The sequence below is a fragment of the Embleya australiensis genome (genome assembly GCF_051903075.1).
In the GTDB taxonomy this organism is placed as follows: domain Bacteria; phylum Actinomycetota; class Actinomycetes; order Streptomycetales; family Streptomycetaceae; genus Embleya.
The window spans coordinates 3,904,571-3,917,561 of the sequence record NZ_CP182422.1 but is presented as its reverse complement, the minus strand read 5'-3'; the positions used below and the strand labels follow the sequence as shown (position 1 = coordinate 3,917,561).

General features: G+C 70.6%; 11 protein-coding genes and 1 pseudogene. 9 read left to right on the top strand and 3 right to left on the bottom strand.

The window, feature by feature from the left end:
- The first annotated feature begins 134 nt into the window (after window positions 1-134).
- Both ACMXN5_RS16765 and ACMXN5_RS16760 read left to right on the top strand, forming a co-directional pair.
- Window positions 135-761, top strand: coding sequence for a TetR/AcrR family transcriptional regulator (locus ACMXN5_RS16765; RefSeq protein ID WP_439675941.1), 627 nt, complete (start codon window positions 135-137; stop codon window positions 759-761).
- Between the two features lie 109 nt (window positions 762-870).
- Window positions 871-2,574, top strand: a complete 1,704-nt coding sequence (locus ACMXN5_RS16760) for an N-acyl-D-amino-acid deacylase family protein (protein ID WP_439675940.1) — start codon at window positions 871-873, stop codon at window positions 2,572-2,574.
- Window positions 2,575-2,812: 238 nt separating this feature from the next.
- Here the strand turns inward: ACMXN5_RS16760 and ACMXN5_RS16755 are convergent, their stop codons facing one another.
- The gene (locus tag ACMXN5_RS16755) at window positions 2,813-3,211 is read right to left on the bottom strand and encodes an SseB family protein (protein ID WP_078976240.1); all 399 of its coding nucleotides are present in this window, start codon (window positions 3,209-3,211) and stop codon (window positions 2,813-2,815) included.
- Window positions 3,212-3,466: 255 nt separating this feature from the next.
- Here ACMXN5_RS16755 and ACMXN5_RS16750 point away from each other — a divergent pair, with 255 nt between their 5' ends.
- From ACMXN5_RS16750 to ACMXN5_RS16740, 3 genes are all read left to right on the top strand, one after another.
- Window positions 3,467-5,293, top strand: coding sequence for an acyl-CoA dehydrogenase (locus ACMXN5_RS16750; RefSeq protein ID WP_439675939.1), 1,827 nt, complete (start codon window positions 3,467-3,469; stop codon window positions 5,291-5,293).
- A gap of 140 nt (window positions 5,294-5,433) precedes the next feature.
- Window positions 5,434-6,216: a maleylpyruvate isomerase family mycothiol-dependent enzyme gene (locus tag ACMXN5_RS16745; RefSeq protein WP_439675938.1), complete on the top strand. Its 783-nt coding sequence runs from the start codon at window positions 5,434-5,436 to the stop codon at window positions 6,214-6,216.
- Window positions 6,217-6,329: 113 nt separating this feature from the next.
- A complete protein-coding gene (locus tag ACMXN5_RS16740; protein ID WP_439675937.1) occupies window positions 6,330-7,616 on the top strand; it encodes a M18 family aminopeptidase in 1,287 nt (428 codons plus the stop codon).
- 64 nt (window positions 7,617-7,680) lie between these two features.
- On the opposite strand, the pseudogene ACMXN5_RS16735 reads toward ACMXN5_RS16740, so the two are convergent.
- A pseudogene (locus ACMXN5_RS16735) lies at window positions 7,681-9,129 on the bottom strand (thioredoxin-like domain-containing protein); the annotation flags it as partial.
- Between the two features lie 160 nt (window positions 9,130-9,289).
- Between ACMXN5_RS16735 and ACMXN5_RS16730 the strand changes: the two are divergent.
- The 3 genes from ACMXN5_RS16730 (at window position 9,290) to ACMXN5_RS16720 (ending at window position 11,192) form a co-directional block, all read left to right on the top strand.
- Entirely contained in the window at window positions 9,290-9,841 is a 552-nt protein-coding gene (locus ACMXN5_RS16730) for an LURP-one-related/scramblase family protein (RefSeq protein ID WP_395795850.1), read from the top strand.
- Window positions 9,842-9,942: 101 nt separating this feature from the next.
- Window positions 9,943-10,512 carry a SigE family RNA polymerase sigma factor gene (locus tag ACMXN5_RS16725; protein WP_439675936.1) on the top strand — a complete coding sequence of 190 codons (570 nt, stop codon included), beginning with the start codon at window positions 9,943-9,945 and terminating at the stop codon, window positions 10,510-10,512.
- The gene (locus ACMXN5_RS16720; protein ID WP_439675935.1) at window positions 10,488-11,192 is read left to right on the top strand and encodes a hypothetical protein; all 705 of its coding nucleotides are present in this window, start codon (window positions 10,488-10,490) and stop codon (window positions 11,190-11,192) included. Before ACMXN5_RS16725 ends, ACMXN5_RS16720 begins: the two co-directional genes overlap by 25 nt.
- A gap of 52 nt (window positions 11,193-11,244) precedes the next feature.
- Here ACMXN5_RS16720 and ACMXN5_RS16715 read toward each other — a convergent pair whose 3' ends face one another.
- Entirely contained in the window at window positions 11,245-12,018 is a 774-nt protein-coding gene (locus ACMXN5_RS16715; RefSeq protein WP_439675934.1) for a carbon-nitrogen family hydrolase, read from the bottom strand.
- 149 nt (window positions 12,019-12,167) lie between these two features.
- Between ACMXN5_RS16715 and ACMXN5_RS16710 the strand changes: the two genes are divergently transcribed.
- Entirely contained in the window at window positions 12,168-12,980 is an 813-nt protein-coding gene (locus tag ACMXN5_RS16710) for a maleylpyruvate isomerase family mycothiol-dependent enzyme (protein WP_439675933.1), read from the top strand.
- The last annotated feature ends 11 nt before the right edge of the window (window positions 12,981-12,991 follow it).

The following is a 12,991-nucleotide window of genomic DNA, read 5'->3' as shown; positions in this document are numbered from 1 at the left end:
CCGTACCGAGGTACGCGGACAGGGGCGAAGGTCCCATTAGGTTCAAAACGTATCGAAACCTGGCCAAACAGGCACTTGACAGTGCCGCCATTCGGGTCGGAGGCCGGGCCCCGACCAGGCCCTATGCTGCGCCCATGCCCCGTGACTCCGGCCCCACCAGGCGCCGCATCGTCGAGGCCGCCGAGATCCTGTTCGCGCGGCACGGTCTCGACGTGCCGTTGCAGGACATCACCCGCGCGGCGGGGCAGCGCAACGCCGGCGCGATCCACTACCACTTCGGCGGGCGCGAGGGTTTGTTGCGGGCGATCGTCGAGCAGCACGTGCCCGTCGTGTACGCCCGCCGCCAGGCGCTGCTGGCCGCGGCCCGCGAGCGGCCGGAGCGGCTGTCCGGGTTTGCCCGCGCGATCGTGCTGCCGATCACCGAACTGCTGAACGGCTCGCCGGCCGACCGGGCCTACCTCCAGATCTCGGTGGAATTGCTGCGCGACACCACCTCGCCGGTGACCCCGCTGCTCGGCGGCGAGGACGTGCAGGACGTGGTGGACGCGGTGGCCGCGGCCCGCCCCGACCTGCCGGCGACCGCGCTCCAGGCCCGCACCTTCCTGGTCACCCAGATGGTCGGCATGTTGTGCGCGGCGCGCGCGGCCCGGCACGACAGTCCGCCGCGCCCGGACGGCATCGCGCCGACCGGGCTGCTCGGCCCGGAGGCGTTCGACGACCACCTCACGGCGATCGTCGCCGGCGCCCTCGCCGGCGACTGAGTCGCGCCTACTCCCCCTGCGGAATCCCTTGACTCCTTCGACCCCTCGTATTAAACACACATTTTAATTAACCGGATCAAGGGCTGTGCCGAGGGAAGGTACGAACGTCATGGCGAACCACGACCTGGTCATCAAGGGCGGCATCGTCGTCGACGGTTCCGGCAACCCGCGCGTTCGCGCGGACGTCGCGATCACCGACGGCGTGATCACCGCGATCGGGCGCGTCCCCGCCGAGGACGCGGATCGGGTGATCGACGCGACCGGACTGATCGTCGCGCCCGGCTTCATCGACCTGCACACGCACTACGACGGCCAGGTCTTCTGGGACCCGTACCTGACCACGTCCGGCCCGCACGGGGTGACCTCCGTGGTCACCGGCAACTGCGGCTTCGGCTTCGCCCCGGTGCGCGAGGACATGCGCGATCGCGCGATGTTGTCGATGACCGCCGTCGAGGACATCCCCACCGAGACCCTGCGCGAGGGCATGCCCTGGGACTGGGTCACCTTCCCCGAATACCTGGACAGCGTCGAGCGCACCCCCAAGGCGGTCAACGTACTGCCCTACGTTCCGGTGAACCCGCTGCTGATCTGGGTGCTCGGCCTGGAGCGGGCGAAGGCGGGCGCGCTGCCCACCGACGCCGAACACGCCGAACTGGCCCGCCTGTTGACCGAGGCGATGGACGCCGGCGCGGGCGGCTGGTCGGCGCAGTGCCTGGGCGAGCCGGGCAACCCGAACGGCCGGCTGATGCAGGGCGACTTCGACGGTACGCCGATGCCCACCGACATCATGTGGCCGCAGACCCGGCTGGCCCTGGCCGAGGCGCTGGCCGGACAGGGGCGCGGCTTCATGCAGGTGTCCGGCACGCAGATCACCGAGGAGGAGTACGAACACCTCGTCGAGGTCAGCGGCCGGCCGCTGATCTGGAACGCGGTGATCGCCAACTCGCGCAGCGGCGGCCTGTACAAGCGCAAGATCGAGTGGCTGCGCCGCTGCCAGGAGCGCGGCATCCCGATCTACGGCCAGGCGATGACCACCGACGTCCCGGTGCCGTTCAGCTTCCTGTACGGCGGCGTGTCCACTCGCCCGCCGGTGGCCACGATCTTCGCGGCCGAGACCGTGGAGGCCAAGATCGCACTGCTGAACGACCCGGCAATCCGCGCCGAACTGCGGGAATTCGACCCGCTGTTCTACCACCTGTACCCGGACATGAAGCTGCACCGCACCTTCACCGAGGAGTACAAGCAGTACGAGGGCCTGTCGTTCAAGGAGATCGGCGCGCGGCTCGACCGGCACCCGGTGGACGTGCTGTGCGACGTCACCATCGCCGACGGTCTGACCACGGAGGTGCACACCGGCCAGTTCAACGCCACGCTGGAGGGCCTGAAGGAACTCGTGGACTACGAATACCTGTTGCCCGGCCTGTCCGACGGCGGCGCGCACCTCAAGACGCTGAGCGCGGGCATGTACGGCACCGAGTACATCGTCGAGTACGTCCGCAAGCACGCCTGGACCTCACTGGAGCAGGCCCACTGGCGGTTGTCCGGTCTGCCCGCCCGGTGTGCGGGCTTCACCGACCGCGGCGTGCTGAGCGTCGGTGCCGCGGCCGACATCATCGTCTACGACTACGACGAACTTGCCTACGGTGACCCGAAGTTCGTCCACGACCTGCCCGGCGGCCAACTGCGTACGGTGATCGACGCGAAGGGCTACCGGCACATCCTGGTCAACGGCCGGGTAACGGTCGAGAACGACGAGCCCACCGGCGTGCACAGCGGTCGACTGCTGCGCCACGGAAAGGCGAACCCCCGCTGACTTGAACGCCCCCGCCGACTCGTACGCATGGATCCGGTCCGCGCCCGGGTAGGCATGCGACACCGCGAACACGGACGAGCAAGGGGGCGCGATGTCGAAGAAGACCCGCAAGCGCAAGTCCCGTCGCAAGCACCGGGCCAACCACGGACACCGCCCGGCCTGATCGCACCACCGACCCGGATGCGCCGGCCGTCATCGAGGATGACCGCCGGCGCGTCCGGCCGTTCCGGGGCCGCCGTCAGCCGTACATCCGCCGCATCGCGAAGGCGATCATCTGCTCTATGGCCTTGGCGTCGAACATCACCCGGTGCTCGCCGTCGAGGTCGAGCACGAAGCCGTAGCCGTTGGGGAGCAGGTCGAGCACCTCGGCACCGGTGACGGTGAAGTGTCTGGACTCCTCGCCGGCGTACTTCTTGAGTTCGGCGAGGGAGCTGAACATCGGGATCACCGGCTCGGGGGTGTTGTGCAGGGCCAAAAAGCCCGGGCGATCCCCCCTCGGGCAGAAGACCTTCGACGCGATGAAGATGGACTGGAAGTCCTCGCCGTTCATGACGCCCGTGGCGAACGCGCGCACGGCGTCGGTGAGCGCCGGCGCCTCCGCCCGGGCCTGGGGTTCCTCGGTTGCGTAGCCGTACACACCACGAGGCTAGCGGGTCCGCGGCCCGGGTTTGAGCCCTCCGCCCGGACGGTCATGGATACCTGATGGCAACGCGATGGGAACCTCTCGGGGATTGAAAAAGTTACCCATGGGTACGATCATTATGTTACCGACCAGTACACTGGGTTTCGGATCGCTTCGGTCGGTCGCTCGATTCTTCGGGTCGAGCCGCCGATCCGTCGGGCAGTTTCAGTCAGCGCAGTACACCGGACGCAACCACGGGCGGAGCCTGTCATGGGTCACTACAAGTCGAATCTCCGCGACCTGGAGTTCAACCTGTTCGAGGTCTTCGGGCGCGAGCAGGTCTATGGCACGGGTCCGTTCGCGGACATGGACGTCGAGACGGCCAGGTCGATCCTGTCCGAGGTCGAGCGCCTCGCCGTGAACGACCTCGCCGATTCCTTCGCGGAGGGCGACCGCAACCCACCCGTGTTCGATCCGGCGACGCACTCGGCCACGCTGCCCGAGGCGTTCAAGAAGTCGTACAAGGCCTACATGGACTCCGAGTGGTGGCGCCTCGCGCTCCCGGAGAGCATGGGCGGCACCAACTGCCCGCGTTCGCTGCGCTGGTCGGTGGCCGAGCTGGTGCTCGGCGCCAACCCGGCGCTGTGGATGTACGCGGCGGGCCCCGACTTCGCCCAGGTGCTGCACACGCTCGGCACCGAGGAGCAGCGCAAGGTCGCCGGCTTCATGGTCGACCGCCAGTGGGGCTCCACGATGGTGCTCACCGAGCCCGACGCCGGTTCCGACGTCGGCGCGGGTCGGACCAAGGCGGTGCGGCAGGAGGACGGCACCTGGCACATCCAGGGCGTCAAGCGCTTCATCACCTCCGGTGACCAGGACATGACCGAGAACATCATCCACCTGGTGCTGGCGCGCCCGGAGGGTGCGGGCCCCGGCACCAAGGGCCTGTCGCTGTTCGTGGTGCCGAAGTTCCACTTCGACCCGGAGACCGGCGAGCTCGGCGAGCGCAACGGCGCCTTCGTCACCAACGTCGAGCACAAGATGGGCCTCAAGGTCTCCACGACCTGCGAGCTCACCTTCGGCGAGCACGGCGTCCCGGCCGTCGGCACCCTGGTCGGCGAGGTGCACAGCGGCATCGCGCAGATGTTCAAGATCATCGAGTACGCCCGGATGATGGTCGGCACGAAGGCCATCGCCACGCTGTCCACCGGCTACCTCAACGCGCTCGAGTACGCGAAGGAGCGCTTCCAGGGCGCCGACCTCGCGCAGATGACAAACAAGGCCGCGCCGCGTGTGTCCATCACGCACCACCCGGACGTGCGCCGCTCGCTGCTCACCCAGAAGGCGTACGTCGAGGGCATGCGCGCACTGGTGATGTACACCTCCTCGTGGCAGGACCGGATCGAGGGCGCCGCGCTGACCGGCGACACGGACGCGACCGCGGACCGGGTCAACGACCTGCTGCTGCCGATCGTCAAGGGTTACGGCTCGGAGAAGTCCTACGAGCAGCTCGCCCAGTCGCTGCAGACCTTCGGCGGGTCGGGCTTCCTGCAGGAATACCCGATCGAGCAGTACATCCGCGACGCCAAGATCGACACACTCTACGAGGGCACCACCGCGATCCAGGGTCAGGACTTCTTCTTCCGGAAGATCGTCCGCGACCAGGGCAAGGCGCTGACCGTGGTGGCCGGCGAGATCCAGGAGTTCATCGCCGCGCACGCCGAGGGCGAGCTGGCCGCCGAGGTCAAGCTGCTCGCGACCGCCGCCGAGGACGTCCAGGGCATGGTCGCCGCGATGATCAACCAGCTGATGGCGTCCGAGCAGGAGATCGACTCGATCTACAAGGTCGGCCAGAACACCACCCGCCTGCTGCTCGCCGCCGGCGACCTGGTGGTCTCGTGGCTGCTGCTGCGCCAGGCGTCGGTGGCGCTGGCCAAGCTGGCCGGCACGCCCGGTCGCGACGAGGCGTTCTACCAGGGCAAGGTCGCCGCCGCGAAGCACTTCGCGCGGGAGATCCTGCCGCTGCTCACCCCGCAGCGGCTGATGGTCGAGCAGATCGACAACGCCCTGATGGACCTCCCGGAGGCGGCCTTCTAGTTCGGGCCGCTCGGACCGCACGAGGCGCCGTCTCCCGCTCCCGGGCGAGAGGCGGCGCCTCGCCGTGTCGGGCGCCGTCCCCTCCCCCGAGTGGGTTGCCATCGGTGCCGACGATTGCCTCGGGCCTCTACCGTGAGGCCATGACTTCGCTGAGCCACGACCGCCACTGCGCCGAGATCGTCGCGCAGACCGATCTGCTTCGGGCCACGATCGAGGGGGCCGACCTGACCGTGCCCGTGCCGTCCTGTCCCGGGTGGAACGTCGGGCAGTTGTTGCGGCATCTGGGCGGCGGGCAGCGCTGGGCGGCGAAGACGGTCCGGAGCCGGGCCGCCGAGCCGGTCGCCGATCAGGACTTCCGCGACCTGGCCGCGTACACCCACGAGGATCCCGCCGTGCTCGGGCCGTGGCTGGCCGAGGGGGCCGCGGCGTTGGCGGAGGCGTTGCGCGAGGCCGGGCCCGACACGGCGCTGTGGACGCCGGTCACCGGCGGCACCGCGACGTTCTACGCCCGGCGCTTCACCCACGAGACCGCGCTGCACCGGGCCGACGCGACGCTCGCGCTCGGCGCGGACTACGTCCTGGACCACGAGGTCGCCGCGGACGCGCTCGACGAATGGATGGAACTCGGCGCGCTGCCCATGCACTTCGAGGTCCACCCGCGGATGCGCGAACTGCTCGGCCCCGGCCGCACCGTGCACCTGCACGCCACCGACGTCGCGGACGCGGAGTGGGTGCTCGACCTCACCGGCGACACGATCACCTGGCGGCGGGCGCACGAGAAGGCCGCGGTGGCGCTGCGCGGGCCGCTGGTCGAGTTGTTGCTGGTCACCTACAAGCGGCGCACCCCCGCCGAGGCGGACGTCGAGATCCTCGGCGACGCCGACCTGCTCGCGTTCTGGCTCGACCGGGTCAGCTTCGGCTGAACCGCGCCCACCGGGTCGCCGCTCCGGGCCGCGCCGGGGGCGGGGCGTAGGCTCGTCGGCGGACAACCGCCACGATCCTCGCGGCCGAGCGGGCCGCGCACCTTGGAGTATGCATGCCCTCGCCGCGCTTCGACCGGAGTCACACCGATGATCTGATCGCGTTCATCGGCGCCAGCCCGTCCCCCTACCACGCGGCCGCGAACGTGGCCGAGCGGCTGGAGGCGGCGGGCTTTCGGCGGCTTGAGGAGACGGCCGCGTGGGACGGCGAGGCGGGCGGGCGCTACGTGCTGCGCGGCGGCGCGATCGTGGCCTGGTACGTGCCGGAGGGCGCGGAGAGCACCCGCGGCTTCCGGATCGTCGGCGCACACACCGACTCGCCGACGCTGCGGGTCAAGCCGCTGCCCGACACGGGCGCGGCCGGTTGGCGGCAGATCGCCGTCGAGGTGTACGGCGGCCCGCTGCTGAACTCCTGGCTGGACCGCGACCTCGGCCTGTCCGGCCGGATCGTGCTGCGCGACGGCCGCGAGCGCCTGGTCTTCGTCGACCGGCCGCTGCTGCGGGTGCCGCAGTTGGCGATCCACCTGGACCGCGCGGTCAACGAGGCCGGGCTGCAACTGGACAAGCAGCAGCACATGACCCCGATCTGGGGCCTCGGCCCGGTCGACGAGGGCGCGCTGATCCGATTCGTGGCCGAGGAGGCCGGGGTGCCCGCCGGCGACGTCACCGGGTGGGACCTGATGGTCCACGACGTGCAGAAGCCGAGCTACCTCGGCCGCGATCGCGAACTGCTCGCCGCACCGCGCCTGGACAACCTGCTGTCGGTGCACGCGGGGCTGGCCGCGCTGCTCGCCGCCGCGCACGAGGGGGCGGCGCACATCCCGGTACTCGGCGCGTTCGACCACGAGGAGACCGGCAGCGACTCCACCACCGGCGCGGGCGGGCCGCTCCTGGAGACGGTGCTGACCCGGATCGTCAGCGGGCGCGGCGGCTCGCTCGACGACCGCGCGCGGGCGTTCGCCGACTCGTTCCACCTCTCCAGCGACGTCGGGCACGCGGTACACCCGAACTACGTCGGTCGACACGAACCGGGCCACCACCCCGTACCCAACGGCGGCCCGATCCTCAAGGTCAACGCCAATCAGCGCTACGCGACCGACGCGCGCGGTCGGGCCGTGTGGACCGCCGCGTGCGAGCGTGCGGGGGTGCCGGCGCAGGTCTTCGTGGGGATCAACTCCCTTCCCTGCGGCACCACGATCGGCCCGATCACCGCGACCCGCCTCGGCATCGAGACCGTGGACGTCGGCGCGGCGTGCCTGTCGATGCACTCCTCGCGCGAACTCTGCGGCGCCGACGACCCGTTCCTGCTCGCCTCGGCCGCCGCGGCGTTCCTGGAGGGCTGAGCACGAGCACCCGGGGAGCGGCCGCGATGCGCGCGGCCGCTCCCCGGATCCGCGGCTACGTGTGCGGCAGGCGGAATTTGCGGACCCGGTGGGCCGAGGACTCGACCACGGTCAGGTACAGGTCCTCGTCCATGTCGGCCACCACCGCCACCGCGGCCGGCTCCTCCAGACCGGTGAGCAGGGTCGACACGAACCCGTCCGAGGGGTCGTAGCGCCGCACGGCGCCGTTGTAGGTGTCCGCGACCACCACCGAGCCGTCCGGCAACGTGTCCACGCCCAGCGGGTGTTGGAACAGCGCGTGCTCGGCCGGGCCGTCGCGCAGCCCGAAGTCGAACAGGCCGCGCCCGACCACCGTCTCGATGCCGCCGTCCACGAGCCGGCGCAGCGCCGAACTCTCCGCGTCCACCAGCCACAACGTGTGGCCGTCGGGGGAGACCGCCAGGCCCGAGGGCTGGGCGAGGCAGGCGGTGTCCACCGGGCCGTCCTCCATGCCCTCGTCGGTGGTGCCGGCCAGCACCCCGACCCCCTCGCCCACCGGGTCGAACTCCCAGAGCTGGTGGACCCCGGCCATCGCCACGATGATCCGGCCGCCGAACCACGCCACGTCCCACGGGCTGGAGAGGTCGATCGTGCGGGCCGCGCCGTGGTCCTCCGCGCCGCGGCGGCGCTGCCGGCCCGTGCCCGCGACGGTCCGGATCGACCCGGTGGCCAGCGAGACGCCGCGCAGCGCGTGGTTGGCGGTGTCGGCGACCACCACGTCGTAGCGCACGTGTGCGGCCACCTCGGGCGGCAGCAGCGCCATGCCGTGCGGCTCGGCCAGCATCGCGTGCCGGGGTCCGCCGTCGAGCAGCCCGCGCCGCCCGGTCCCGATCCGGCGCAGCACCGTGCGCCCGTCGTCGGAGAGTTCGGCGAGCGAGTGGTGGCCGGTGTCGGCGACCAGGAGCGCCCCCGACGGCAGCCGGAGCACCTGGCCCGGGAAGCGCAGGTCGGTGCGCGGGGTCTCGGGCCGGTCGACCTCCTCGGCGGACCGGCGCAGCGTGCCCTTGCCGTCGTGCTCGGCGACCAGGTCGGCGATCAGCGTCTCGATCTCGCCCGCGTGACCCTCGCCGGACAGTTGCGCGACCACGTAGCCCTCGGGATCGACGACCACCAGGGTCGGCCAGGCGTGCACCGCGTACTGCTTCCAGGTGCTCAGCTCCGGGTCGTCCAGGACCGGGTGGCACACCTCGTGCCGCTGTACCGCGCACACCACCGTGCCGTGTTCCGCCTCGTGTTCGAACTTGGGCGAGTGCACGCCGATCACGGTCAGCACGTCGCGGTGGCGATCCTCCAGGCCGCGCAACTCGGCCAGCACGTGGTGGCAGTTCACGCAGGCGGAGGTCCAGAAGTCCAGCAGCACGATCCGCCCGCGCAGCGCGGCCAGCGTCGGGCCCGGGCCGGCGGTGTTGATCCAGCCTCCGGAACCGGACAACTCGGGGGCCCGGACCCTGGCTCGACGCGCGGTGCTGCTCATGATTCGAAGTGAACCATCCACCTCGGTCGCGAGCCGCCGGCCCGCGCGGGTACGGGCCGCACCCCACCCAACCGGGTGTATCCGTACCGCCGCACGCCGGCGTGCCGAAGACGACTGAACGCCGCCATATCGGGCAGTCTGCCGACAAGGTGAGGCGACCGTGGAGGCACCAGTGTTCGGGGACGAGTACGACGGCAGCACCCAGCTCTACCCGGGGATTCCGCCCGGCCGCTATCTCGTGCGGGAGAAGATGTTCGCGATCGGCGACGACTTCTGGGTCACCACCGAGGACGGGGAGAAGGTCTATCTGGTCGACGGCAAGGCACTGACCCTGCACGACCGGCTGGAGCTCAAGGATTCCGCCGGCACGGTGTTGGCGACCGTGAAGAAGAAGATCGTCAGCATCCATCATTCGATGAAGGTGCAGGACGCGACCGGCGAGACGGTCGCCACGGTGCGCAAGAAGATGTTCACCCCGCTGCACGAGGCGTTCACGGTGGAACTCGCGGTCGGGGCCGAACTCACGGTTCGCGGCGACATGTTCCACCACGAGTACGGGATCTCCGGACCGAACGGGCCGGTCGCGCAGATCACCCGCAAGTGGCTGCGGGTGCGGGACACCTACGGCATCGACATCGCGCCCGGCTGGGATCATGCGTTGATCATCGCGATCGCGGTGTGCGTGGACCGGTTGAGCGACGACGAGGACTGAGCCCGCGTGGAGCCCGCCGACCCGCCGACCGCCGACGGTTCGGCGGGTTCGGCATAGAACCGCCCGCCCCCACACGTCTGTTCGGGTGAAAGGGGGCACGGTTGAGATCCCAACGGGAAGAAGACGAGTTCCGCGTCTTCGTCGAGGCCCGGCGGACGGCTCTGGTGCGCACCGCGTACCTGCTGTGCGGCGATCGCGACGAGGCCGAGGACCTGGCCCAGGCCACGCTGACCAAGGCGTATACGTCCTGGACCCGCGTGTCCGCGGCGCAGAGCCCCGACGCCTACGTGCGGCGGATCATGGTGAACACCCATCTGTCCCGGATCCGGGTCCGCCGGGTGACGCACTTCCTCACCGACCGGCTGCCGGATCGGGCCGGGCCCGACTCGATCGGCGCGGTGGCCGAACGCAGCGTGCTGATGGCCGCGTTGGGCCGGTTGCCGGCGGGTCGGCGGGCGGCGGTGGTGCTGCGCTACTGGGAGGACCGTCCGGAGTCCGAGGTCGCGCAGATCCTCGGTTGTGCGGTCGGTACGGTGCGAAGCCAGACGTTCAAGGGACTCGCCCAACTTCGCAGGGATCCCCAACTGACCGATCTGTTCCCGGAACAGACGGAATCCCCCTCGACTTCGGATACGGAGGTGCGGCCATGGCCGACGACGGCACCGCACTGAGGGAGGCGTTCATGGCAGAGATCGAGGCGGCGCGGTTGACCCCGCCGACGGCCGACGCGGCGATCCGCGACTCGCGCAAGCGCCGTTGGCGCGGGTTCACGTTCGGCGCGGCGACGGTGACCGCGCTGGTGTTGGGCGGCGGCGGCGCGGTGATCGCGGGGGGTGTGCTGGACGAGGACGGCAATTCCAACGACATCGTCTCCGTCGATGCCGGCACCCGCCCTCCCGGTGCTTCGCCCGACATCGTGGGCACGGGCGTGGTGGCGGGGAGGTCGTGGACGTACCGGGCCTGGACGGAGGGTCCCGAGCGCACCTGCTTCGAGGAAGTCGAGAAGCATTTCGTCGGAGACTTCGGGACGGCGTGCGACGTCCGCCCGGGGCGGACCGCGAAGGACAAGGCGAACGACCACAACCGGTTCGGCGGCGGCGGCTCCCTCGGCCCCGTCGAGGGCGAGAAGGATCTGTACGCGGCGGCGTTCCAGGCCGAGGTCTCCCCCGACGTCGCCTATCTGGAGGTCACCTGGCGGGGGCACAAGGACCCGGTGGTGATCCACCCCGTGCAGATCGACCCCGAGACGCGCGTCTACGTCCTGGTCGTGACCGCACGCAAGGCGACGCCCGCGTACGAACTCAAGGCGTACGACGCGGCGGGCAAGGAGATCAAGAACATCTACCTGTGAAGCCGGGCCCACGGCATCGCGCCGCGGGCCGGCTCCCGACGAATTCCGCGGCTCAGAACACCCGGTTCTGCAGGACCGGGAAGTCCTCGCGGGTCTTGGCGACCAGCGCCGGGTCGATCTCGGCGGTCAGCACGGTCTGTTCGGTCCCCGCCTCGGCGACGATCTCGCCCCACGGGTCGATCACCATGCTGTGCCCGCCCATCGCCTGACCGCCCTGCTCGCCGGTGACGTTGCAGGCGAGCACGAACATCTGGTTCTCGATCGCGCGGGCGCGGGACAACACGCGCCAGTGCTCGACCCGCCGCGCCGGCCACGCGGCGGGCAGCACCAGCACCTCCGCGCCCGCGTCCAGGATGCGCCGGAACAACTCCGGGAAGCGCAGGTCGTAGCACGTCGCCAGGCCCACCTCGGCCCACGGCATGCGGACCTGCGCGGTCTCGGTGCCGCGCGAGATCAGCGCGGCCTCGCCGCCGGTGAAGCCGAAGCGGTGGATCTTGCGGTAGGTGCCTCGCAACGCGCCGTCGGGGTCGAAGACCAGCGACGTGTTGTAGAGGTTGTCGTCCGGGCCGCGTTCGATGATGCTGCCGGCGTGCAGCCAGACGCCGGCGTCGCGCGCCGCGCGGCCCATCGCCTGGGCCACCGGACCGCGTACCCCCTCGGCGTCCGTCTCCCAGTCGTCGTAGACCCAACCCGTGTGCAGCCACAGTTCCGGCAGCACCACGAGGTGGTCGCCGCGTCGGCCTCGGACCAGCGCGGTCACCTCGGCCAGGCGCTCGCGGGCGGGCACCGCCGGGTCGACGTCGAGTTGTACGAGCGAAACGCGCACTTTCCCCTCACCTACACCGCTTGCTTCCCGCGAACGGGCTGACCGCAGGATCTTTGGCAGCGTAACGTGCCTGCCAGGATCCCGGACCACGTCAAAGCAACGGTCGCTCCCCTCCATTCGACCGGTGACGCAGCGACGAGAGGTAGTACGTGACCATCGACCTGAAAACGCATGTCGACGCCTGGGAGCACTCGGTGCGCTCCCTCAAAGATCTGGTCTCCACCCTGACCGAGGGCCGGTGGAGCAGCCCGACCGAGTGCCCGGGCTGGTCGGTCCGGGACGTGGTGTCCCACGTGATCGGCATCGAGTCGGAACTGCTCGGCGATCCGCGGCCGATCCACACGCTGCCGCGCGATCTCCGACATGTGCACGACGAGTTCAGCCGCTACACCGAGATACCGGTGGACGTGCGGCGCTGCCACACCTCGCCGGAGATGACCGGCGAACTGGAGTACGTGATCCTGCGCCGGCGCCGGATGCTCGACGAGTGCGACCGGGCGCCGGACGACGAGGTGCGCGGCATCATGGGCCGCAGCGTCCCGTACCGCTTCCTGCTCACCCAACGGGTGTTCGACGTATGGGTGCACGAGCAGGACGTGCGGCGCGCGATCGCGGAGCCCGGCAATCTGGACTCGCCGGCCGCGCTGATCACCCGCGACTTCCTGCTCGCCGGGCTGGCCCGGGTGGTGGCCAAGGACGCCAAGGCGCCGGCGGGCGCGTCCGTGGTGTTCGACGTGACCGGGCCGGTGGAGTTCATGCGCACGGTCACGGTGGACGAGAACGGCCGGGGCCGGCTCGACGGCCGGGTCCCGCTGGGGCCGCTGGTGTCGATCGCCACCGACTGGGAGACGTTCGTGCGGTTGATGTGCGGTCGGGTCGCGCCGAACCGGGCCGAGGTGCGGATCGAGGGCGACCCCGACCTCGCGCAGCGCATCCTGGGCAGCATGGCCGTCACGCCCTGAGCCGTCGCCCG